Below are 22,109 nucleotides of genomic sequence, written 5' to 3' on the forward strand. Positions count from 1 at the left end.
TCCCGCCGCCTTATCCCCGCCGGCCGCGGCGGGCCAGCGATTCGGGGGTGAAGTCGTCCGGCTTGATCGGGGCGTCGAACACCGGTGGCGGCAGGCCGTTGTCGACGCCGCGGGCGACGTAGCGGTCGGCGGTCAGGTCGAAGGTGAACTCCACCGCCGGCGCGTAGACCGGGACCTGCCAATGGGCGACGCCGTGGACCTCCGAGTAGCGCTGCAGCTCGCCCTTGCCGTTGTAATGCTCGGCCATGACGATCTGCCAGCTGTCCTCGTCCAGGTAATAGGTGCGGTCGGGCAGGCTGTGCTTGAAGTTCGGCTTCAGCCGGGCGTCGACGACCCAGACCCGGTGCATCTCGTAGCGCAGGAACTGCGGGTTGGGATGGCCCGGCCACAGGAAGTCCTTCAGCGCCAGGCTGGGGTTGCCCAGCCGGTAGGCGTTGTAGGGGACGTACATCTCGCGCCGCGTCACCAGCGTGAAGTCGAAGCGGTCGAGCGCGCCGCTGAACATGTCCAGCATGTCGGCGGTGCAGATGCCGTCGGTCACCGGGTCGGGCGTGTCGTAGGCGAAGCCCGGCGCCCGCGTCACCCGGCCGCGTTCGCCCTCGCGCGCCCAGGCGAGGCTGCGCGCGCCGATCGGGTCGAGCGTCCCGTGGATCAGCAGCGTGGTCCCGGCCTGCTCCTTCGGCTCCAGGATGGTGCGGCGGTAGAGCAGCGGCGGCGACGCCTCGTCTCCGGCGGCGTAGGGGCAGGCGAACTCCTCGCGCAGGCGGGTGCGCGACAGGGCGCCCTGCGTCGGCAGGACGGTCAGGCTGGTGCGCGACAGGCTGGTGCCGCGCCAGCGCAGCTTGTGGTTCCACATCGCCTGCACCCCGTTGGCCGGGATGGGGAAGGGCACGCCGACCGACGCGTTGCGCAGCGCCAGCCCGTTCTCGCCCAGCGCGGCGCGGCCGGCGTTGGCCAGCGTCGCGTCGTAGACGCGCTGGGGCGCGGCGGCGCTGCGGTGGCTGGGGAACAGCGCCAGTTCGAAGCTCTGCGGATGCTTCTCCAGCAGCGCCTGCTGGCCGGCGGTCAGCCGGACCTTGTAGCGTTCCACATCGGCGGCGCCGACGGTGAACCAGCGCACATCCTCCAGATAGGGATCGACCATCGGCCGGTCGGGGACGTAGCCGCGCGGCGCGGTGGTCAGCCCGCCGGTCCAGGGCGGAATGGCGCGGGTGCGGTTGCCGGCGCGCACCGCGCCGAACGGCGTCAGCTCCTCGCCCAGCCGCGGAACCGCACCGGGAGCCATGGTGGCCGGCGGCGGTTCGGGGGCGGTGCCCTGCGCCAGCGCGGGCGGCGTCGCCACCGCACCGGCGGCGCCCAGCAGCAGGCCGAGCGCCTCGCGGCGGTCGGGGCGGAGGGGGGATCGCGCGGTCATGATGTGGCCAGCTCCGCCGTGATCGCCGTGCAGGCGGTGGCGAAGGCGCGGCGCAACGCCTCGGCCGCCGGTTCGAGGATGGCGGGTGGGGCACCGTCGGCGGCGGCCTGCTCCAGCACCCGCGCCGCCTCGGCCAGCGGCTTGGCCCCGGCGTTGCGCGACGAGCCCTTCAGGTTGTGGGCGCAGGCCCGCACCCAGCCATGGTCGCCGGCGGCGAGCGCGGCGTCCAGGTCGGCCAGGACGCCGCGGCCGATGGTGACGAAGTCGTCCAGCAGTTCCGCCAGCATCGCCGTGTCGCCGCCGCACAGCGCCCGCAACCCGCCGAGGTCGACCGTGGCCGCATCGGGCGGGTCCGGCGGCGCCGGAGGCACCGGCGGAGAGGGGGGCGGCGCTGCGGCGGCGTCCGCTGCCGGCGGCATCCAGCGGGCCAGCGCGACGGCCAGTTGCGACAGTTCCAGCGGCTTGCTCAGCACGTCGTCCATGCCGGCGGCGCGGTAGCTCTCGATGTCGGCCGGGGCGGCGTTGGCGGTGATGGCGATGATCGGCAGGGGGGCGGCGGCGCCGGCCCCCTCGCGTTCGGCGCTGCGGATGTGGCGGGTCAGCTCGAACCCATCGACCTCCGGCATCTGGACGTCGGTCAGCAGCAGGGCGTAGCGGCGGCGCCCGGTCCGCATCGCGTCGTAGGCGGCCAGCGCCTCCGCCCCGCCGGGCATCATCCGGGCGGCGTAGCCCAGCGCCTGGAGCTGCATCAGCAGCACCTTGCGGTTCACCGGGTTGTCTTCCGCCACCAGGATCAGGCGGCCCTCGGCCTCGGCCTCCTCGACGCTGGGCGCGGTGGTGGCCGGTCCGGCGTCGGTGGAGGGTGGGCACGACACCGCCCCGGCCGGTCCGGCGGCCGGCGGGTTGCCGGCGCCCGGTTCGCCGTTGCGGTCGCCGGCGTTGTGCAGCGCGACGGCCGGATTGACCGGCCGGCCGGCCGCCACGGCGACGGCGCGCAGCAGCGTCAGCCGGCGCATCGGCCGGCCCAGCACGACGGTGCCCGGGTCGGTCATGGCGGGCGTGGCCCGCGCTTTGCCCGCGGCGCCCGGCTCGCCGCAGGCATGGCACAGCAGGACCACCGGCGGCCGCGCCTCGCCGCTGCGGCGGCCCAGCTCTTCCGGCGCGCAGGCGGCGGCGGGGACGTGCAGCGCCTCGTCGACGGTGACGACGTTGACGGCGCAGCCGGCCTCGCGGGCGACGCGGGCCTGGGTCGCCAGCTCCTGCGGCGAGGCGGCGGGCAGCACCCGGGCGCCGGCCTGTTCGAGATAGCGGGCGAGGAAGCCGCGTTCGGTGTCGTCCGACAGGCCGAGCAGGACGGTCAGCCCGCCGAGGTCGATGCCGGCGTTGCCGTCCGCCGCCTCGGCCGCCTCGGCCGCGGCACCGGCCGATCGGGCGAGCGGCAGGCGCAGCCAGAAGGTGGAGCCGGCGCCGGGCGTGCTCTCCACCCCGATCTCGCCGGCCATCAGCGCGGCGAGCCGCCGGCTGATCGACAGCCCCAGCCCGGTGCCGCCGAAGCGCCGGGTGGTCGAGCTTTCCGCCTGGGTGAAGGGCTGGAACAGCCGCTGCCGGGTGGTCTCGGCGATGCCGATGCCGGTGTCGCACACCGCGATCCGCAGCATCGTGCCGGGACCGCCGTCAGCGGCGCTTCCGGTGCCGCTTCCACCGTCCTCCAGCTCGGCGCGCAGGATGACGCGGCCGGCGTCGGTGAACTTGATGGCGTTGCCGGCGAGGTTGAACAGGATCTGGCGCAGCCGGACCGGATCGCCCAGCAACGCCGGCGGGATCGCCGGGTCGACGTAGGTCAGCAGCGTCAGCCCCTTGGCGCCGGCGGCGGGGGCCAGCGTCTCGGCGACGCCCTCCACCAGGGCGGGGACCGACAGCGGCACCCGCTCCAGATCCATCTTGCCGGCCTCGATCTTGGAGAAGTCGAGGATGTCGTCGATGATCCGCAGCAGGGCGTTGGCCGACTCGCGCATGGTGCCGACGGTGTCGCGCTGGTGGTCGTCCAGCGCCGTCCGCTCCAGCAGGCCCAGCATGCCGAGGACGCCGTTCATCGGCGTGCGGATCTCGTGGCTCATCGTCGCCAGGAAGGCGGATTTGGCCTTGGTCGCCTCCTCCGCCTGCTCCTTGGCGATCTCCATCTGGCGTTCGGCCAGCTTGCGGCGGGTGATGTCGTAGATCCAGGACAGGTAGACCGGCTGCCCATCCACCACCGCTGGGTCGACCGACATCAGCGCCCAGAAGGTGGAGCCGTCGGCGCGGCACAGCTTCACCTCGGCGTCGCGCACCGGACGGCGGTAATAGAGCCAGCGCGCCTCGTCATGCAGGGGGGCGTCCCGGCCATTCGGCTCGACGGTGTCGGCGAACAGCTCGCCGACGCTGGAGCCGACCAGCCGTTCCTTGGACACGCCCAGCAGCGACACCAGCCGGTGGTTGGTCAGGACGACGATGCCGCTCTCGTCATAGGCGCAGACGCCGACCGGGCTGGCCTCCAGCACCGCGTTGATCTGCTCACGGCTCTCGTGCAGTTCGCGGGTGCGTTCGGCCACGCGGGTTTCGATCGACTGGATCTGGTCGAAGGCGCGCAGCGCGGCGATCACCGCGGTGAACAGGCTTTCCGCCGACAGGTCGGCCTTCGGCTTGTAGTCGTTGATGTCGTAATCGACGATCACGTCGCGTTGCGGCGCCTGCCCCGGCTGGCCGGTGCGCAGGATGATGCGGACGTCGCGGTTGCCCAGCTCGTCCCGGATCCAGCGCACCAGCTTCAGGCCGGAGTCGTCCTCCTCCATCACCACGTCCAGCAGGATCACGGCGACGTCGCGGCGGTGTTCCAGCACCATGCGGGCATCCGCCGCGGTGTAGCGGCTGACCAGATCCAGCCGCCGCCCCTGGAAGGTGACGTCGGCCAGCAGCAGCCCGGTCATGGAATGGACGTCCGACTCGTCGTCGACCACCAGGATGGTCCAGGGCGGCGCCGCCGGGTCGACGAAGGCCTTGCGCGGCACCGCCGCCGCGCTGCGGCCGCCCGTGGCTCGGCCGACGACGTCCCAACCGGCCTCTTCGTCGGCGAACAGGATCTCGTCGTCGTCGAAGACGGTGCTCATGCGGGTTCGGTCTCCAGGGGGAGGGATTCCGGCGGGTCGGGCCTGGCCCGATCCGCGGCGGCGGGCGCAGCGGGGGGCGGGGCGGGGACCGCCGTCCTGGGGATGCGCAGGGTGAAGGTAGTTCCATCGCCGGGAACGCTGTCAACCGAGATCCGCCCGCCCAGCGTCTGGGTGACCAGGTTGAAGACGATGTGCAGCCCCAGCCCGCTGCCGCCGGCGCCGCGGCGCGTGGTGAAGAAGGGTTCGAACACCTTGGGCTGGTGCTCCAGCGGGATGCCGATGCCGTCATCGGCGAAGCGGATCTCCACCTCGCCGTCCGGCATCTCGTCGACGTCGATGACCATGTGGCCCTTGGCGTCGGCCGGGAAGGCGTGGGTCAGCGCGTTCATCACCAGATTGGTCACCACCTGGCTCAGCGCGCCGGGGAAGCTGTCCATCAGGATGCCGGGCGAACAGGCGATGGCGACGCGGTGGCGGCTCTTGCGCAGGGTGGGGCCGAGCGAGGTCACCACCTCCTCCAGATAGGCCAGCAGGTCGAAGCGGCGGCGCTCCTCGCTGGTCTGGTCGACGGCGACGCGCTTGAAGCTCTGGATCAGTTCGGCGGCGCGGGTCAGGTTCTGTTCGATCAGGCGCGAGGATTCGCTGGCGGTGGCGACGTAGGCGGCCAGGTCGGATTTCCGCATCGTGCCGCTTTCGAAGCTCTCGCTGAGCGCGCCGGTGCGGCCGGACAGGTGGGTGGCGCAGCCGAAGGCGATGCCGATCGGGGTGTTGATCTCGTGCGCGACGCCGGCGACCAGCAGGGCGAGCGAGGCCATCTTCTCCGCCTGGACCAGATTGGCCTGGGTTTCCTTCAGGTCGGCGTAGGCGCGTTCCAGCTCCTGCATCGCGTTGAAGATCTCTTCCGCCGAGCGCGCCTCCACCGTCACGTCGGTCAGGGTGCGGACGAACCCGCCCTCCGGCAGCGGGTTGGTCCGCACCTCGACGATGCGGCCGTCGGGGCGGCGGCGCTTGAAGGTGAAGGGCTGGTCGATGGCGCCGCCCGGCTCGTCCAGGGCGTCGCCGCCCGAACCGCTGCCCGAACCGCTGCCGGCCAGCCCATCGGCGGCGACGCCGTAGGTGAGGTACAGGTCGGGGTCGTCACCCATCTCGCCGAACTCGCCGCGCCGGCGCTGCAGGGCGACCAGATCGGCGAACAGCGGGGTGCCGGCCAGTGTCTCCGGCGGCAGGTTCAGCAGTTCGGCGGCGCGGCGGTTTGCCGTGACCACCCGCCCGTCGCGGTCGACCTTGATGATGCCCTGGTCGGTGTTGTCGAGCGTCACCTGGAGGATGTTGCGTTCCTGGGCGAGGTCCAGCTCCGCCCGCACCCGCTCGGTAACGTCCGACATGGTGCCGGTCAGGCGGCGGGCGCGGCCGTCGCCGTCGCGCTGGGCGGTGGCGCGGTCCTCGATCCAGGCCCATTGGCCGTCGCGCCGCCGCATGCGGTAGACCGCGGTGTAGGCCATCGAGCGGTCGCGCAGCCGCCGCCGCGACTCGGCCATCACCCGCTCCGCCTCGTCCGGGTGCAGCAGCGAGGCCCAGGTCTCCGCCGTCATCGCCAGCTCCGACGGGCCGTAGCCGAGCAGGGCGGGGAACTCCTTCGACCACCAATAGAGGCCGGTGCCCAGGTCGTAGTCCCACACCGACGAGCGCGTCGCGGTGATGGCGAGCGCCAGCCGCTGCTCGCTCTTGCGCAGCGCGGCCTCCTCCTGGCCCAGCCGGGCGAGCATGGCGTTGTGGGCCTGGATCACCCGTCCCAGCTCGTCGCCGGCCCGCCAGTCGACCGGCCGAAGGCCACCGCCGCGTTCGGATTCGAGGATGGAGGCGATCAGCCGCTGCAGCGGCCGCCCCACCGTCAGCCGCAGCGCCGCCAGCGCCGCGGCGACGGTGCCGGCCAGCATCATCAGCAGCAGCATGGCGGTGTTCACCACCTCCTGCCGCAGTTGCTCGCGCACCGACCGGTGGCTGTAATGCAGGGTGATGGTGCCGACCTGCAGGTTCTGGACGCGGATCGGCCGGCGTTCGATGTTGGCGTCGCCGCTCAGCGGGCAGCTCGGCCCCGGCCAGGCGAACAGGCCGTCGGCCAGATCGTCGGTCACCTCGACGCAGACCAGCTCGCGGTTGGCGCCGATCGCCTGGATGACGTTGCGGATCGCGTCGACGTCGAAGGTCCACAGGTTGCCGGACAGCGCCGTCGCGTTGATGTCGGCGATGGAGGCCACCTTCTCGCGCAGTGCCGACTGGAGATCCTGGTAGCGGTCGTAGAAGAACAGCGCGGAGAACAGCGACACCGCGACCACCAGGCTCGGCACCAGGATCAGCAGGAACTTGGCTGATACCGTCGGCACCCGCCGCCACGCCTCAGCGATCCTGGTCATGCGTTGCCGTTCCGGACGAAGGTTGGCGCCAGACCCCGCCAGGGGAGCTGGGCACGCGGTGCGCGCGGACCCACCCGGACGTTCTACCGTGTTGCGGGCGGGCCGTCCATGGGGGCAAACCACGACCCTCCCGCCGGGGAAAAGTGTCGCGCCGGTGGGGAAAGACCGGGTCTGGTGGGATATGGCCTTGAGCGGATGTGACGGCTTGCACTACTGTGCATAGGTGAGGCGGTCTGGTTTCGCGCGCATTCGTATGAACCGCGCTCCGGCCGCCCGCACAGGCTGACCGTCCGGCGTCGGACGGGTGAGGGGATTACTGAGGCGACCATGGATTTCAAGACGACCGAAACGGCAGAGGCGACCGAGGTGCGGTTGACCGGCCGCCTGGAGTTCACCGATCACGACCGGCTGGGTGTCATCGCCGCCGTCGTGCAGGGTGCGCGGACGCAGCGCTTCGTCATCGACATGATCGACCTGGAGTTCATCGACAGCGCCGGGCTCGGCATGCTGATGATCCTCCAGGAGGAGGCGGAGACGCGCAACATCAAGATGATCCTGCGCAACCTGCGGGGCGACGTGAAGCGCTCCATCGACCTTGCCCGCCTCGGCGAGATCATCGCGATCGAAGCCTGACCGGCCCGCCGGCCTCCTCCTGCCGGCCTCCCGGGCCGGTCCTCCTTCCCTGCGGGAGCTTGCCGCCATGGACGCCGCCGTTTCCGACACTTCGCCGGACCTGCCGGCGCCCCGCGCCTTCAGCGTCCTGCGGGATCGTGTGCCGCCGGACATGGCGGCGCGGGTCGCCGCCCGATTTGGTGCGGCCGGAGCCGGGCCCGAATCTGGGGATGCGGACGGCGGGGCGGCCGGGATCCCGGGGGACGGCGGGCCCGGCCCGGCGGTGGAGGCGCAGCTGATGGAACGTGCCGACCACGACCGGCTGCGCGCCGCCTTCGACCGCAACCCCTTCCTGACCGTGGAACTGGGGGAGGGGGCGGACGAGGCGGCGGCGCTGCTCGACGACTGGTCGGGCGTGTCGGCCGCCGACCATCCGCACTGGCCGGGCTTCTACCTGTCGCTGACCACCGGCAGCGCCTATGGCCTGCAATGCGCGGTGCTGGTCTGCGACGAGCTGGTGCGGCGCGGCGTGCTGGATCCGCAACGGCGGTCCAACACCGAGCTGTGCCTGCACGAGGCCATCGCCAACGCCATCGTCCACGGCAACCTGGGCCTGTCCAGCGCGACCAAGAGCCAGCCGGGCGGCTATCGGCTGTTCAGCCAGATGATGCGCGACCGATTGGACGACCCCGCGGTGGTCCGGCGCCGGCTCGACATCTTCTGCCGCTGGAGCGACCGCGCCATCGCCATCGCCGTGGTCGACCAGGGCGGCGGCTTCGACACCGATCTGGCACCGGCCGTCACCGGCGGCAAGGCGCGGTCCGGCCGCGGCTTCGTCTTCATGCGCGCGCTGGCCGCCCGCGTGACGGTGACGGACGGCGGGCGCTGCACCGTCCTGCATTTCGACCGCGGTCCGGGCGACCGCAGCCCGGCTGATCACAGTCAGGCTGATCTGTTGACGGGTTGATCATGGCCGTGTCGCCCCTGTCGCTGTCCGATTGCCGTGTCCTGATCGTCGACGACAACGAGTTCAATCGGAAATCGCTGGCCCTGGTGATCCGCCGCGCCGGCATCACCGACATCGCGTTCGCCGAGAACGGGCGGGAAGGTCTGGCGGCGGTCGACCGTTTCCACCCCGACCTCGTCCTGCTGGACGTCGACATGCCGGTGATGAACGGCTGGGAGATGTGCGAGGCGCTGCGCCGCAACGCGACGCACGAGCAGTTGCCGGTCCTGTTCCAGACCGCGCTGGACAGCGACGAGGAGCAGGTGCGCTGCTTCGACGCCGGCGGCAGCGACTTCATCTCCAAGCCGATCAAGCCCGGCGAATGCGTGGCTCGTGTCCGCCACCAGCTGGAAAAGCGCAAGCTGTTCAACGACCTCGCCAATTTCCGCGAGCGGGTGCAGCGCGAGCTGTCGCACGCCCGCGCCATGCAGCATTCGCTGCTGCCGGAAAGCCGCCGGCTGACTGAGGTGGCGAACCGCTACGGGCTGACGCTGGACGCCCATTTCGAAACGTCGTCGGAACTGGGCGGCGATTTCTGGGGCATCTACCCGCTGGGCGACCGCCGGCTGGGCGTGCTGATGGTCGACTTTGCCGGGCACGGCATCACCGCGGCGATCAACACCTTCCGGCTGCACACGCTGATCGACCGGTTCCCCATGCAGCATGTGGCGCCGTCGCAATGGCTGGCGCAGTTGAACAGCGCGCTGAAGGACGTGCTGCCGACCGGCCAGTTCGCCACCGCCTTCTTCGGCATCCTCGACATGGCGACCGACACGCTGACCTTCGCCGCGGCCGGCTCTCCCAACCCGGTGCTGGGAACGCCGGTGGCCGGGGGGGCGGGGGGCGGTCCCGATCTCCGCCTGCTCGACAGCGCCGGGCTGGTGCTGGGCGCCTCGCGCCGGGCGCAGTATGCCGACCAGACCTTCCGGCTGCCGCGCGGCGGCTTCCTGTTCCTGTACAGCGACGCCCTGATCGAATGCCCGGGCGACGAGCTGGGGCCGCTGGGCCAGGACGCCGTCCCCGACTTCGTCCGCGATGCGCTGGCCCTGGACCGCCAGCGTCCGCTGCGCCCGATGATGGACCGCTTCTACGCCCGCACCCACCTGCCCCTGCGCGACGACCTGACGGCGGTGTGGATCGCGCGGCGGGCGTGAGGCGGCGCTGACGATGTGAGCCGCCTAAGGCGCGAACTGCTCCTTCAGGATGCGTTCCTCGAAGTTCAGTTCGGGGTCGAACAGCAGGGTCAGGGCGACGTCGCGGCATTCCTGCACCTCGACCCGCAGCACCTCGCGCACTTCGGTGAAGTCGGCGACGGCGCTGACCGGACGCTTGGCCTCTTCCAGGATGTCGAAGGTGATCTTGGCGGTGTGCGGCAGCAACGCGCCGCGCCAGCGCCGCGGGCGGAAGGTGCTGATCGGGGTCAGCGCCAGCACGCCGGCGTTCAGCGGCACGATCGGGCCGTGGGCCGACAGATTGTAGGCGGTGCTGCCGGCCGGCGTCGCCACCAGGGCGCCGTCGCAGATCAGCTCGGGCAACCGGACCACCCCGTCGATGGTGATGCGCAGCTTGGCGGCCTGCCGCGTCTCGCGCAGCAGCGACACCTCGTTGATGCCCAGCGCCTCCACCCGCTCGCCGTTCACACGGGTCGCCAGCATCCGCAGCGGGTGCAGCCGGACCTGCTGGGCGGCGACGATGCGCTCCGCCAGATCCTCCTCGCGGTAGATGTTCAGCAGGAAGCCGACCGACCCGCGGTTCATGCCGTAGACCGGGGTCGGCTGCTGGCGGTCGCGGGACAGCGCCCGGTGCAGCGTTTCCAGCAGGAAGCCGTCGCCGCCCAGCGCGACGATCACGTCGGCCTCGTCCGCCTGGGCGTTTCCGTAGCGGTGAACCAGCCGGGTGCGGGCGGCGCGCGCCTCGTCCGTGTCCGCGCAGGCGAAGGCGATGCGCAGCGTGTCGGGGTTGAGTTGCTGGGCAGCCGGCGTGGTCGCGGGCGGCGTGCTGGCGGTATCGGTCATGGCGCGACCATAGCGCAGTCCGGCGGCGCTGCGAAACCTCGCCGGTCGATGCTGCGCTGCAAAAGAATGTTCCAGCGGGGCGGGCAAGAAAAAAGGAGGCCGCAAGGGGCCTCCTTCTTCATCGCAGCCATCGGATCGGCCGAGGTTATTCGGCCATCTCCGACACCATTTCCTCATCGTCATCGCCGGCGGTGCGCTTCGGCCGGTTGCCTTCGGTGTATTCGAAGGACGGCTTGTCGTCCTTGACGGTGACCTTGACGAGACCGCCCTTGCTGAGCTTGCCGAACAGCAGCTCTTCCGCCAGCGGCTTCTTGATGTACTCCTGGATCACGCGGCCGAGCGGACGGGCGCCGTAGAGTGGGTCGTAGCCCTTCTTGCCCAGCCACTCGCGCGCCTCCTCGTTCAGCTCGATGGACACGCCGCGGTCTTCCAACTGGGCTTCCATCTGCATGATGAACTTGTCGACGACGCGGTTGATGACCTCCTGCGTCAGCGGCGCGAACGGGATGATCGCGTCGAGGCGGTTGCGGAACTCCGGCGTGAACATCTTCTCGACCGCTTCGATATCCTCGCCGACCCGGCGGTCACGCTCGAAGCCGATGGCGGGCTTGGCCATGTCGGCGGCCCCGGCGTTCGAGGTCATGATCAGGATGACGTTGCGGAAATCGACGATCTTGCCGTTGTGATCGGTCAGCTTGCCGTGGTCCATGATCTGCAACAGGATGTTGAACAGATCCGGATGGGCCTTCTCGATCTCATCCAGCAGCAGGACGCAGTGCGGGTGCTGGTCGATCGCGTCGGTCAGCATGCCGCCCTGGTCGAAGCCGACATAGCCCGGCGGGGCGCCGATCAGCCGCGACACCGTGTGCCGTTCCATATACTCCGACATGTCGAAGCGGGTCAGCTCGATGCCCAGCGTCATGGCGAGCTGGCGGGCCACCTCGGTCTTGCCGACACCGGTCGGGCCGGTGAACAGATAGTTGCCGATGGGCTTCTCCGGCTCGCGCAGGCCGGCTCTCGCCAGCTTGATCGCGGAGACCAGCGCGTCGATCGCCTTGTTCTGGCCGAAGACCATGGTCTTCAGGTCGCGCTCCAGGTTCAGGAGCGTTTCCTTGTCGTCGCGGCTGACCGACTTCGGCGGGATGCGGGCGATCTTGGCGACCACCGCCTCCACGTCCTTCACGCCGATCTTCTTGCGGCGCTTGTTCTCCGGCAGCAGCATCTGCGCGGCGCCGACCTCGTCGATGATGTCGATCGCCTTGTCGGGCAGCTTGCGGTCGCCGATGTACTTGGCCGACAGCTCCACCGCGACGCGGATGGCGTCGTTGGTGTAGGTGACCTTGTGGTGCTTCTCGTAATAGGGCTTCAGACCCTGGAGGATCTTGATCGCGTCCTCGACCGACGGCTCGTTGACGTCGATCTTCTGGAAGCGCCGGACCAGCGCCCGGTCCTTTTCGAAGTAGCTGCGGTATTCCTTGTAGGTGGTCGACCCGATGCAGCGCAGCGCGCCGGAGGCGAGCGCCGGCTTCAGCAGGTTGGAGGCGTCCATCGCCCCGCCCGAGGTGGCGCCGGCGCCGATCACCGTGTGGATCTCGTCGATGAAGAGGATGGCCCCTTCGGTCGCCTCGAGTTCCGACACGACGGCCTTCAGCCGCTCCTCGAAATCGCCGCGGTAGCGCGTGCCGGCCAGCAGCGAGCCCATGTCGAGCGCGAAGATGGTGGCGTTGCGCAACACCTCCGGCACTTCCTGCTGGACGATGCGGCGGGCCAGCCCTTCGGCGATGGCCGTCTTGCCGACGCCGGGGTCACCGACATACAGCGGGTTGTTCTTCGACCGCCGGCACAGGATCTGGATGGTCCGTTCGACCTCCTGCTCCCGCCCGATCAGCGGATCGATCTTCCCGCCGGAGGCCTTCTTGTTCAGGTTGACGCAATAAGCCTCGAGCGCTTCGCTGCCTTTTTTCACGACCTTCTCCGCCGCCGCCTCGTCGTCGGCGCCCGAGACCCGCTTGGTATCCGAGCGGCCCGGAGCCTTCGCGATTCCGTGAGAGATGTAGTTGACCGCGTCGAACCGGGTCATCTCCTGCTCCTGCAGGAAATAAACCGCGTGGCTCTCGCGTTCAGAGAACAAGGCAACGAGCACATTTGCTCCCGTCACCTCCTCACGTCCCGACGACTGGACGTGGATGGCCGCACGCTGCAGAACCCGTTGGAATCCAGCCGTCGGCTTGGCGTCATCGGGCCTGTTCGTGATAAGGTTCGCAAGTTCGTTGTCGAGGTAATCCGACAGTTCCGCGCGCAGACGGTCGAGATCGATCCCGCAGGCGCGCAAGACGGCGGTAGCATCGGAGTCTTCGGTCAACGCGAGAAGCAGGTGTTCGAGCGTCGCGTATTCATGCCTGCGCTCGTTCGCGTGGGCCAGGGCTCTGTGCAGCGTCTGTTCCAGGTTACGCGACAGCATGTGTGGGTTTAATCCTTTTCTAACGTACATTGCAGCGGGTGCTGGTTCTGGCGCGCAAAGTCCATAACCTGCGTGACTTTCGTCTCCGCCACCTCGTAGGTGAACACGCCGCACAACCCCACACCCCGCCGGTGCACATGCAGCATGATCTGGGTCGCTTCCTCCCGCGATTTGCTGAAGAAGCGTTCGAGAACGAGAACGACGAACTCCATGGGAGTGTAGTCGTCGTTCAGCATCAAGACCTTATACATCGACGGCTTCTTGGTTTTCGGCTTGGCCTTGACGACCACCCCGCTGTTCGTGCCGTCGTTGCCGTGCTTGTCAGAGTCGGCCATGGTCCCAGTCGAATGTCATCGCGATGCACTGTGTATGAAGATGATATGGTCATTTTGGGCGCGCTGGGAAGGGGCCGTTTTCGGTCTCCCTCCATTTGGCAGACCCTCCTTTGGCCCGCCGGCCGGTCCGCTACTCCGAAATAGGAGGCATCACATCCGGTCGGGGCGCAATTGGCGGAAATCCTGACCCGCTGCCGGCCGGCCGCCACGGTCGACCCGCCCGACCGGGGGGTGCCGCAACGAAAAAGGCCCGGCACCCCCCTTTTGCGGGGTGCCGGGCCTTCGTCACCGCGGAGGCCCGCCGGGGCCGCCTCGCGGTCGATGCGTCGCTGTCGGAAGGATGGCGCCCGGTCAGGCGGCCAGCGGCTTCTTCGACAGGGTGTCGACCGTCAGGGTCACGCGCTCGCTGATCGGGGCCAGGGCCTCGTTGGCGATCTTGACCGACAGCTCCTGCAGCTTGCTGCTCTCCGACACCAGGGCGTCGAAGCTGGCCTTGGCGAAGGCGCTCTGCAGCTCGATCAGCTCCTGGATGGTCTTGACGGCCAGCAGGGCCTTGCCGGTCGACACGCTCTTCTCCAGCGAGGACTGGGTGAAGGCGGCGACCTGCTTGCCGGCCTCTTCGGCGCCCTTGGCGACGATGGTGCCGGACTTCACGACGGCGTCGACGTTGCCCTTGGTCAGGACGGACAGCTCGTCGTAGCTCTTGAGGATCTGGGCCGACGCCTTCTCGACCTGCTCCTGCTGGGCCTTGACCAGGCCTTCCAGGTTCTGCTTGGCGGTGGAAACGGCGTCTTCGATGGACTTGGTGGCGGCGGCGAATTTGTCGGACATGGCTATGCTCCTCGCGTTCTCTGTCAGGGGTCAACCGCGCGGTCCCGCGCTTGCGGCAACCGGGTGCGGAGTGGGTTGAAACCCTCGGGGCCCCGGCAGAGCGGGCGCCCGAGATATGCTGCACCGCAACATAAGTCTTATGTAAGCCGGGCCGCCGGGCGAGTCAACCGGTTTTTGTGCAGTGCACAAAAATCCCCGCGTGCAAAGCCCTGGCCGGCGGGGGCCGGGGCCTGACCCCAAAACGCAAGACGGCCCGACGACCGGATGGGGGTCGTCGGGCCGTGCGAGGCGGGCCGTGCGGGGCTGCCCCGTCATCGGGCGTCCCGCCCATGAGGGGAGGACGCCGTCGGACGGGTCGGACGCTCAGGCGGCGATCGGCTTGGAGAAGGTCTCGACCGTCGCGGTGACGCGGGCGTTCAGCGGGGCCAGCGCCTCGTTGGTGACCTTGGTGGTCAGCTCCTGGATGCGGGTCGTCTCGGCCACCAGGGAGTCGAAGCTCGACTTCAGGAAGGCGTTCTGCAGCTCGACCACTTCCTGCAGGCTCTTGGCGGTCAGCAGGGCCTTGCCGGTGGTGATCGACTTGTCCAGCGCCGACTGGCTGTAGGCGACGACCTCGCGGCTCAGATCCTCGGCGCCCTTGGCGGCGATCGTGCTGCTGGCGACCAGCGCCTCGACGTTGGCCTTGCCGGCGGCCTGAAGGTCTTCGTAGCTCTTCAGGATCTGGGTGGTGGCCTTCTCGAACTGCTCCTTCGCGGCGGACGCGGTCTGCTCGAACTGCTTCACCGTCTGCTCCTGGCCGGCCTTGACCAGGCCCTCGTACTGCTCCTTGGCCTGGGTGGCCACGGTCTCGAGCGACTTCGGCGTGAACTGGGGCGTGAACTGAGTCATGACGCGCGTTCCTTCCTGGCTGATGCCGGCTTCGCCGGCGGCTTTGACTGGAGCCGGCCTCGCCGGCGGTTGGGGTTTGGCCCCGGCCGCCCGGAAGCGGGTCGCGAAGCCTGCCGGCAGCGGCATTCGTTGCGATTATACGTTGCATTTCCCCGCCGAAACCGTGGAACGGCGCCAGCGGATGCTGCACTGCAATATGAGCAATCTATGAGTAGGCCCGGCTGGTGTCAACAGTCCGTTCGGCGGTATTCGGACTATCCTGTTGCGCTGCGTCATACCACGAAAGCGTGAACTTCGTGGGCGCCGGCCTCGCCAACGTTGCGATGGCGGGCCGATCCGCCGCGGGTTAAGACGGCATTCCTTAACGAAGGATTTACCAGCGGTGGGACAAGTGTAGCGCGGCCGCTGGCGGGATTCGCTTCGGCCAATGGTCAGGTGCGTCGCTTCGACGCGCCGGAACCCAGGTCTTCCGCTCCGCCGGGCCGCATCTTCGGGACTTTCGATCATGACCTACTGCCTTGGAATCAAGACACGCGACGGCCTGATCGGTCTGTCGGACGGCCGCATCACCAGCGGTTCGCAACTGTCGTCGGCCCGCAAGGTGACGATGATGGGCAGCGGCGACCACCGCTTCTTCATCATGAATTCGGGCCTGCGCAGCGTGCGCGACAAGACGCTGGCCTATCTGCGCCGCGACATGGCGAAGCGGCGGGACGAGGCCTATCCGACGATGCTCGACGCGCTGGCGGCCTTCACCGCCTGTCTGCGGCAAGTCGCCGCGGAGGACAAGGAGCCGCTGGAGGCGTCCAAGCTGCACTTCAACCTGCACGCCATCATCGGCGGCCAGTTGGCCGAGGACCGCGAGCCCTACATGTTCCTGGTCTATCCGGAGGGCAACTGGATCGAGGTGGACGAGCGCACGCCCTACCTGTCGATCGGCGCCACCGCCTACGGCAAGCCGATCCTGGACCGTGCGCTGACCTACCAGACCGACATGCAGACGGCGCTGAAGCTGGCCTACCTGTCCTTCGACAGCACCCGCTTCTCCAGCAACGACGTCGGCTTCCCGATCGACATGGTGTCCTACCACGCCGAATCGCATGTCTGGCGCCAGTCGAACTACGACTACGACGACCTCAGCGAACAGCGCCAGTGGTGGAACCGCAACCTGACGGAGCTGGCCCGCCGCATGCCCGACGGCCCCTGGGTCCAGACGCTGGTGCCGGAAAGCCTGCGTCCGCCCCGGCCGGTCGAAGAGCCGGCCTGAGCCATCGCGCGGCGCCGGTCAGCCGCCGGGGAGGGCGCTCAGCAGCGCCCCGAACGGCGCGGTCGGCCCGACCAGGCCATGGCGGCCGATCTGGATCTCGAAGAAGACGCCGCCATCCGCGAGCTGGCCGGAACTGGGCAGCGTGCGCGGCGCCTCCTCCGGCGCCGGCAGGCTGGGGAAGGCGACACCGGTCGGGTCGATCCGCTGCAACGCCTCGGGAAAGCCGGCCTCGGTGAAGCGATGGGACGGGTAGGGGTAGGCGGTGAAGAACCACTGCCCGGCCCGGCAGCCGTTGATCAGCCAATAGAAACCGTTCGACGGCAGCCGCAACCCCTGCGGCGGCGGGTCGAAGGCGCCGTCGTCGCGCAGCCGGCCGACGAAGCTGTCGAACTGCGCGGGGGTCAGCCGGGTCGTCGCCTCGCGCCCGCGCGCGGCCGACAGCGGGTCGAGCGGCGTGATGCGGGCGAGGTCGGTCGCCTCGATCACATGCGCCTCGACCGCCGCCCCGCCCTTGGCCGGGTCGCTGACGATGTCGTAGGTGCGGACATGGCGGTTGTAGTCGGCGTTGAAGATCAGGCGGTAGCGGTCGGCGCCGTCCTTGCCGCAGTCGGCCCGCAGGTCGTCGCCGTTGATGTAGCTGAACCAGGTCAGCTTGCGCGCGATCGGGTTGTCGGTCGGCCCGACCGATGCGCAGCCGGCGAGCGCCGCCAGCGCGGCGCCCAGAACGCCGGCCCGGACCAGCGTCCGGCGCAACGCCGCGCGCGTGTCGGCGAGAACCGATTCAACCGGGAACGGGAATATGAAGACTGTGCGCTGACCACGGCTCATTGTCGCTTGCCTCGCGTGAGCGGCCCCTGGTAGGTGGAGGTCGATGGCAGCGACGGCAAGGTCCGATCACCCGACCTTGGCCCGTCTCGGCCCATCGAATCCTGGCCCGGTTTTCGTCTTACCCCTTCTGCCCTGACCTTCATTGTGATCGCAGACACAGTGAAAAGCCAAAGCAGGAAATTAACGAATTCCTGCTAGACACTGATTTCGCACGAATTTACCATTGAACCAAGCACCAAGATCTAGCGGTTGGCGGGGCCATCATGAGTGTAGCGCACGATGCCGTTCGTAACGGATTGTTCCCATTCGCCTTTCGTAAGGCGGGAACGGCCGGCGGGCGGAACGTGACGGGTGTCGCGCGCACCCTGTTCGCCGCCGCCGCCCTGCTGGGCGCCCTGGCGTTGGGCTCCGGCCTGTCCGCGGCGCAGGCGCTGGCCGCCAAGGCGACGGCCATCATCGTCGACGCCCGCACCGGCCAGGTGCTGATCGACCAGGACGCCGATGCGATCACCCACCCGGCGTCGCTGACCAAGATGATGACGCTGTACCTGACCTTCGACGCGCTGGACGACGGCCGCCTGACGCTGGACCAGGCGTTGCCGGTGTCGTCCTGGGCGGAAAGCATGTCGCCGACCAAGCTGGGCCTGCGCGCCGGTTCGTCGCTGAAGGTGGAGACGGCGATCCTCGGCCTCGTCACCAAGTCGGCCAACGACGCCGCGGTGGTCCTCGCCGAGGCGCTGGGCGGCACCGAGTCGCGCTTCGCCGAGATGATGACCCGCAAGGCGCGCGAACTGGGCATGCGCCACACCGTCTACCGCAACGCCTCCGGCCTGCCGAACATGGAGCAGGTGACGACGGCGCGCGACTACGCGACGCTGTCGCGGGCGCTGATGCGCGACCACGCCAAGTATTATCCCTATTTCAGCCGTCGCAACTTCGTCTATGGCGGCCGTACGCTGGCCAATCACAACCACCTGATGTCCCGCTACGAAGGCATGGACGGCATCAAGACCGGCTACACGGTGGCGTCGGGCTTCAACCTCGCGGCGTCGGCGGTGCGCGACGGGCGCCGGCTGGTCGGCGTGGTGATGGGCGGCAAGTCGGCGGTGTCGCGTGACAACCGCATGGCGGCGCTGCTCGACCAGGCCTTCGGCCGGCCCAACCCCAGCCGTGACGACGGCCCGGTGATGGCCAGCCTCGACACGACCCAGTCGGACGCCGACGTCGACGGCGAAGGGGATGACGACGACGAGGAGCCGGTGGCGAAGGCCAAGCCGGCCACGCGGACGACGGTGCAACTGGCCGCGGTCCCGGCCGCACCCCCGACCGCCAAGGACGACAAGCCGGGCCGCGGCGGGGCGAACCAGTGGGGCGTCCAGGTCGGCGCCTATTCCAGCCGCGCCGCCGGCAAAAAGGCGGTGGGGCAGGCGATCAAGCAGGCCCCGTTCCTGCTGCGCGGTGCCAAGTCCAGCGTGATCGAGGCGAAGACCGGCAAGGAAACCGTCTACCGCGCCCGGCTGATCGGCCTCGACGAAAAGGCGGCCCGCAAGGCCTGCGCCGAGTTGAACAAGCACGGCCAGCACTGCGTCGCGGTGTCGCCGAACGACCGCGGCTGATCGGTCGCAGGCCGGCCGCCGCCCCGTCCCCTTACCCTCGCGCCTGAGCCGCGCAGCGCTCCAGAAAGGCCAGGGCCGGCGCGATGGCGTCGGTCAGGGCACGGACACGCTGCGGACGGTCGGCGCTGCCGTGCTCCAGGCACGCCTCCAGCGACCGCGCCTCCCGCCGCAGGGCGAGGCAGCCGTACTGGCCGGACACCCCGGCGATCTTGTGCGCCATCGCCGCGGCGGTCGCCGTATCCCCCGCCTCCATCGCGGCCTGCAGCGCGGCGTGGTGCTGGCGCAGCGCCGCGCCCGTCTTGTCGAGCAACTCTGCGGCGCGGGCGGCGGGCAGCAACTCCCGCATCGTGGCGACCGCGGTGTGGTCGAAGGCGCCGCCGTCCTCCATTGCCGCCGGAACGGCCGGTGCAGCCGCGGTCAGGGCGGTGGCCAGCGCGTCCAGCCGCAGGGGCTTCAGCAGCACGCCGTCGGCGCCGCAGCCGGTGCAGCGGACCATGCCGTCGGTGGTGGCGCTGGCGGTCAACATCAGGATGCGCGGCGGCGTTCCACCCGGCGCGCCGGACCGTTGCCGGCGGATGGTGCGGACGGCCTCGTCGCCGTCCAGCCCCGGCAGTCCCAGATCCATCAGGATAAGGTCGAACGGCGCGCCGGCGTCACCCGTGATGGCTGCGGCGACGGCGGCCGGGCCATCCTCGACCGCGACGACCCGGTGTCCGGCCCGCTCCAGCAGGACGCGTGCGGCGATGCGGGTGACCGCCTCGTCCTCCGCCAGCAGGATGCGCAAGGGGGGTGATCCGCCCGTCTGGTCCGCCGGCATGCCGGTCCACTCTCCTCGGTTGAAGGGTGCGGCAGTCTACCCGTTTCCCTCACCCGCGTCATGGTCAGACCGTCGGCGGCGCCTGGGTGAACATCGGATCCTCGATGCGGTGCAAACGGCCGGCCCCGGTCAGGGCGGCGCGCAGCAGCAGGGTCTTGCGGCGGGCGGGAGCCAGCTTGCGGGCCGGCGCCTCGCGCAGCACCTCGGCGCCGTAGGCGTCCGCCACCATCAACCCGCAATCCTCCGGGATCAGTTCGGTCGGGAAAGCGTCGTCGACCGCGAAATAGAAGGCGTCGCACCAGTCGCGGTACTCGTGCCATTTCTGGTCGGAGCGGAAGTCGGGGACGCCGCTCTTCACCTCGACGATGAGGATGGCGCCGGCGTCGTCGATCGCCAGCACGTCGGCCCGCCGGCCACTCGCCAGACGGAATTCGGTCAGGCTGGCGAAGCCGCGCGTCGCCAGCGCCCGGCGCACGCCGCGGAAGATCGGCACCGCCGCGCCGCCGGGCGGTGGCAGGTCCCCGCCGCCGGGCGGCGGCAGGTCGTTGCTTGCCGAATCGTCGCTCATCGCGTGGGCCATCGCAGACAGGAACGGGTCAGGAACATAGCCGACACAATGCAGCGTCGCCGGCCGTGCGCCAAGGGGCAAATTGCGGACCGGCGGCGCGGACGGGATCAGCGTTGCGAAAAGGGCGACAGCCGCGACGGCGGGGGCAGGTCGCGCGGCAGGGTGCGCGACGCCGGGAAGACCAGGATGGCGGAGGTGCCGGTGCCGGGCTCGCTGGTCACCTCCAGCCGCCCGCCATGCCGTTCGACCAGCCGCTTGACGATCGGCAGCCCCAGCCCGGTGCCGCTGGAGGGGCGGGCGATTTCGGAATCGAGGCGCTCGAACGGCTCGACGATGCGGGGCAGATCGGCGGCCGGGATGCCGACGCCGGTGTCGGCGACCATCAGCCCGATCCCGCCGTCGGGCATCAGTTGGGCGGTCACCATCACCTCGCCGCCGGGTGGGGTGAAGGTCACCGCGTTGGCCAGCAGGTTGGCCAGCATCCGGCCGATCGCTTCGGCGTCGCCCAGCAGCAGGGGCAGGTCGGCCGAAACGTCGCGGCGCAGCGTCACCCGCCCCGCGGCGGCCTCGCCTTCGAGGCTGGCGACGATCGCCGTGGACAGGACGTCCAGGTCCACGCCCTCGTCCGTCATCGGCGCCTGCCCGGCGTCGACGCTGGACAGCGCGAGGATGTCGTCGATCAGGGCGAGCAGATGGGTGCCGGCATCGCGGATGTCACCGGCGTAGCTGCGGTAGCGCGGGCTGCCCAACGGCCCGAACGCCTCCGACAGCAGCAGTTCGGAGAATCCCAGCACGGCGTTCAGCGGTGTCCGCAACTCGTGGCTGATCTGGGCCAGGAACCCGCTCTTGGCGCGGTTGGCGTTCTCGGCTTCGCGGCGGGCGGCGCGAGCCTCGGCCTCGCGGGCACGCAGCCGCTCCTCCGTGCGCTTCATCATGGTGATGTCGGTGTAGACGACCAGCACGCCGCCGTTGACCGCGTGCTCGTTCACCAGCAGCCAGCGGCCGTCGTGGATCGGCACGACCATCGGCGCCGCCCGCCGCCGGTGGCGGTCCAGCCGGTCGGCGATCCAGCGCTCGCGCTCGGCCGGCGTGGTCAGGTCGGGATCGGTCTGGGCGTAGCGGCGGACCAGCGCCTCGAACGGCACGCCGGGCACCAGCAGGTCGGCCAGATTGGGCAGGACGTGCTTCAGCCGGCCGTTGGCGTGGATCAACCGGCCGTCCGCGCCGAACAGGGCGACGCCCTCCGCGCTGTGCTCCAGCGCCCCGGCCAGCGTTTCGGCGAGCGACGCCGGCAACGGCGCCGTGACGGGACCAAGGTCGGCCAGCGTCGCGCACAGCCCGCCGGGGATGGGCGTCGCCGCGACGCGCCAGCGCACGGGCAGGCCGTCGCCGCTGCCGGGCGGCGCCGCGCGGACGGCGGCGACCGTCTGGTCGACCGGTTGGTGGAAGGCCATGGCGAACAGCGCGAACAGACCGGGGCAGGCCGCGTCGGTCGCGTCACCGCGCAGCCGCCGGCCGACCAGCGGGCCGACCCCCAACAACCTCTCCGCCGCCGTGTTGGCCGACCGCCAGACCAGATCGACCAGCGCGCCCTCGGTGTCGTGGAGTGCGGCGAGGAGGCCGGCCGCGTCGGGCAGCAGCGCCAGGGTTGCCGCCGCCGGGTCGTCGGCCGCGTGCCCGCCGCCGGTCCGGCCGTCGCCGGTACAAGTCTGCGCGTCGCACATCATGGTCCCATCATTGCGGCCCATTCCTAAGAAACATTGAAGAGGCGGCCGCTTCCCTTGGCGAATATTTGACGAAATGTGACAGCCATTCGCCCGCTGCTGCGCAACCCGACGATTTTATCGAAAATACGATGAAATATTTGATTGAGCACCGGCCGTGTTTCTCGCGT

The 22,109-nt window shown here is 69.9% G+C and carries 17 protein-coding genes; 5 read left to right on the forward strand and 12 right to left on the reverse strand.

Annotated elements, in window-relative coordinates; translation table 11 throughout:
• Nucleotides 1–10: 10 nt before the first annotated feature.
• From TSO352_RS18855 to TSO352_RS18865, 3 genes are read right to left on the reverse strand one after another with little or no spacing between them, the layout of a single operon-like run.
• Nucleotides 11–1,414, reverse strand: coding sequence for a DUF1329 domain-containing protein (locus TSO352_RS18855; protein WP_109108825.1), 1,404 nt, complete (start codon nucleotides 1,412–1,414; stop codon nucleotides 11–13).
• Nucleotides 1,411–4,557 (reverse strand): ATP-binding protein, encoded by a 3,147-nt coding sequence (locus TSO352_RS18860; RefSeq protein ID WP_247872248.1) that lies wholly within the window; start codon nucleotides 4,555–4,557, stop codon nucleotides 1,411–1,413. The genes TSO352_RS18855 and TSO352_RS18860 overlap by 4 nt, the downstream gene beginning before the upstream one ends.
• Nucleotides 4,554–6,971, reverse strand: a complete 2,418-nt coding sequence (locus tag TSO352_RS18865) for a PAS domain-containing sensor histidine kinase (RefSeq protein ID WP_247872249.1) — start codon at nucleotides 6,969–6,971, stop codon at nucleotides 4,554–4,556. Before TSO352_RS18865 ends, TSO352_RS18860 begins: the two co-directional genes overlap by 4 nt.
• Before the next feature lie 327 nt (nucleotides 6,972–7,298).
• Between TSO352_RS18865 and TSO352_RS18870 the strand changes: the two genes are divergently transcribed.
• The 3 genes from TSO352_RS18870 to TSO352_RS18880 all read left to right on the forward strand — a co-directional run bounded on the left by TSO352_RS18870 (nucleotide 7,299) and on the right by TSO352_RS18880 (nucleotide 9,743).
• Entirely contained in the window at nucleotides 7,299–7,604 is a 306-nt protein-coding gene (locus TSO352_RS18870) for an STAS domain-containing protein (RefSeq protein WP_109108826.1), read from the forward strand.
• A gap of 67 nt (nucleotides 7,605–7,671) precedes the next feature.
• On the forward strand, nucleotides 7,672–8,550 hold the full coding sequence (locus TSO352_RS18875) for an ATP-binding protein (protein WP_109108827.1): 879 nt from the start codon (nucleotides 7,672–7,674) through the stop codon (nucleotides 8,548–8,550).
• A gap of 2 nt (nucleotides 8,551–8,552) precedes the next feature.
• Nucleotides 8,553–9,743 carry a fused response regulator/phosphatase gene (locus tag TSO352_RS18880; RefSeq protein WP_109108828.1) on the forward strand — a complete coding sequence of 397 codons (1,191 nt, stop codon included), beginning with the start codon at nucleotides 8,553–8,555 and terminating at the stop codon, nucleotides 9,741–9,743.
• A 24-nt stretch (nucleotides 9,744–9,767) separates the two neighbouring features.
• Here the strand turns inward: TSO352_RS18880 and TSO352_RS18885 are convergent, their stop codons facing one another.
• The 5 genes from TSO352_RS18885 to phaP form a co-directional block, all read right to left on the reverse strand.
• Nucleotides 9,768–10,604, reverse strand: coding sequence for an NAD kinase (locus TSO352_RS18885; RefSeq protein WP_109108829.1), 837 nt, complete (start codon nucleotides 10,602–10,604; stop codon nucleotides 9,768–9,770).
• 145 nt (nucleotides 10,605–10,749) lie between these two features.
• A complete protein-coding gene (gene clpA / locus TSO352_RS18890; protein ID WP_109108830.1) occupies nucleotides 10,750–13,065 on the reverse strand; it encodes an ATP-dependent Clp protease ATP-binding subunit ClpA in 2,316 nt (771 codons plus the stop codon).
• A gap of 8 nt (nucleotides 13,066–13,073) precedes the next feature.
• The gene (clpS, locus tag TSO352_RS18895; RefSeq protein ID WP_109108831.1) at nucleotides 13,074–13,400 is read right to left on the reverse strand and encodes an ATP-dependent Clp protease adapter ClpS; all 327 of its coding nucleotides are present in this window, start codon (nucleotides 13,398–13,400) and stop codon (nucleotides 13,074–13,076) included.
• A gap of 351 nt (nucleotides 13,401–13,751) precedes the next feature.
• Nucleotides 13,752–14,231 (reverse strand): phasin family protein, encoded by a 480-nt coding sequence (locus TSO352_RS18900; protein ID WP_109108832.1) that lies wholly within the window; start codon nucleotides 14,229–14,231, stop codon nucleotides 13,752–13,754.
• Nucleotides 14,232–14,594: 363 nt separating this feature from the next.
• A complete protein-coding gene (phaP, locus tag TSO352_RS18905; protein WP_109110733.1) occupies nucleotides 14,595–15,119 on the reverse strand; it encodes a TIGR01841 family phasin in 525 nt (174 codons plus the stop codon).
• Nucleotides 15,120–15,624: 505 nt separating this feature from the next.
• Here phaP and TSO352_RS18910 point away from each other — a divergent pair.
• A complete protein-coding gene (locus TSO352_RS18910; RefSeq protein ID WP_109108833.1) occupies nucleotides 15,625–16,386 on the forward strand; it encodes a peptidase in 762 nt (253 codons plus the stop codon).
• Between the two features lie 18 nt (nucleotides 16,387–16,404).
• Here the strand turns inward: TSO352_RS18910 and TSO352_RS18915 are convergent, their stop codons facing one another.
• A complete protein-coding gene (locus TSO352_RS18915; RefSeq protein WP_247872250.1) occupies nucleotides 16,405–17,214 on the reverse strand; it encodes a hypothetical protein in 810 nt (269 codons plus the stop codon).
• 344 nt (nucleotides 17,215–17,558) lie between these two features.
• Here TSO352_RS18915 and TSO352_RS18920 point away from each other — a divergent pair, with 344 nt between their 5' ends.
• Nucleotides 17,559–18,830 (forward strand): D-alanyl-D-alanine carboxypeptidase, encoded by a 1,272-nt coding sequence (locus TSO352_RS18920; RefSeq protein WP_247872251.1) that lies wholly within the window; start codon nucleotides 17,559–17,561, stop codon nucleotides 18,828–18,830.
• Nucleotides 18,831–18,861: 31 nt separating this feature from the next.
• Here the strand turns inward: TSO352_RS18920 and TSO352_RS18925 are convergent, their stop codons facing one another.
• The 3 genes from TSO352_RS18925 to TSO352_RS18935 form a co-directional block, all read right to left on the reverse strand.
• Nucleotides 18,862–19,647: a response regulator gene (locus TSO352_RS18925; protein ID WP_199231654.1), complete on the reverse strand. Its 786-nt coding sequence runs from the start codon at nucleotides 19,645–19,647 to the stop codon at nucleotides 18,862–18,864.
• A 64-nt stretch (nucleotides 19,648–19,711) separates the two neighbouring features.
• Entirely contained in the window at nucleotides 19,712–20,215 is a 504-nt protein-coding gene (locus TSO352_RS18930) for an MmcB family DNA repair protein (protein ID WP_109110735.1), read from the reverse strand.
• Between the two features lie 107 nt (nucleotides 20,216–20,322).
• Nucleotides 20,323–21,942, reverse strand: a complete 1,620-nt coding sequence (locus TSO352_RS18935; protein ID WP_247872252.1) for an ATP-binding protein — start codon at nucleotides 21,940–21,942, stop codon at nucleotides 20,323–20,325.
• Nucleotides 21,943–22,109: the final 167 nt, after the last annotated feature.

The organism is Azospirillum sp. TSO35-2 (assembly GCF_003116095.1).
In the GTDB taxonomy this organism is placed as follows: Bacteria; Pseudomonadota; Alphaproteobacteria; order Azospirillales; family Azospirillaceae; genus Azospirillum.

Bases quoted from the DNA above. Each gene is read 5' to 3' on its own strand.
- TSO352_RS18860 (WP_247872248.1), bottom strand. From the start codon at position 4,557: ATGAGCACCGTCTTCGACGACGACGAGATCCTGTTCGCCGACGAAGAG.
- clpS (WP_109108831.1), bottom strand. From the start codon at position 13,400: ATGGCCGACTCTGACAAGCACGGCAACGACGGCACGAACAGCGGGGTG.
- TSO352_RS18935 (WP_247872252.1), bottom strand. From the start codon at position 21,942: ATGATGTGCGACGCGCAGACTTGTACCGGCGACGGCCGGACCGGCGGC.
- TSO352_RS18865 (WP_247872249.1), bottom strand. From the start codon at position 6,971: ATGACCAGGATCGCTGAGGCGTGGCGGCGGGTGCCGACGGTATCAGCC.
- TSO352_RS18855 (WP_109108825.1), bottom strand. From the start codon at position 1,414: ATGACCGCGCGATCCCCCCTCCGCCCCGACCGCCGCGAGGCGCTCGGC.
- TSO352_RS18870 (WP_109108826.1), top strand. From the start codon at position 7,299: ATGGATTTCAAGACGACCGAAACGGCAGAGGCGACCGAGGTGCGGTTG.
- phaP (WP_109110733.1), bottom strand. From the start codon at position 15,119: ATGACTCAGTTCACGCCCCAGTTCACGCCGAAGTCGCTCGAGACCGTG.
- TSO352_RS18915 (WP_247872250.1), bottom strand. From the start codon at position 17,214: ATGAGCCGTGGTCAGCGCACAGTCTTCATATTCCCGTTCCCGGTTGAA.
- TSO352_RS18880 (WP_109108828.1), top strand. From the start codon at position 8,553: ATGGCCGTGTCGCCCCTGTCGCTGTCCGATTGCCGTGTCCTGATCGTC.
- TSO352_RS18900 (WP_109108832.1), bottom strand. From the start codon at position 14,231: ATGTCCGACAAATTCGCCGCCGCCACCAAGTCCATCGAAGACGCCGTT.
- TSO352_RS18930 (WP_109110735.1), bottom strand. From the start codon at position 20,215: ATGAGCGACGATTCGGCAAGCAACGACCTGCCGCCGCCCGGCGGCGGG.
- clpA (WP_109108830.1), bottom strand. From the start codon at position 13,065: ATGCTGTCGCGTAACCTGGAACAGACGCTGCACAGAGCCCTGGCCCAC.
- TSO352_RS18925 (WP_199231654.1), bottom strand. From the start codon at position 19,647: ATGCCGGCGGACCAGACGGGCGGATCACCCCCCTTGCGCATCCTGCTG.
- TSO352_RS18910 (WP_109108833.1), top strand. From the start codon at position 15,625: ATGACCTACTGCCTTGGAATCAAGACACGCGACGGCCTGATCGGTCTG.
- TSO352_RS18875 (WP_109108827.1), top strand. From the start codon at position 7,672: ATGGACGCCGCCGTTTCCGACACTTCGCCGGACCTGCCGGCGCCCCGC.
- TSO352_RS18885 (WP_109108829.1), bottom strand. From the start codon at position 10,604: ATGACCGATACCGCCAGCACGCCGCCCGCGACCACGCCGGCTGCCCAG.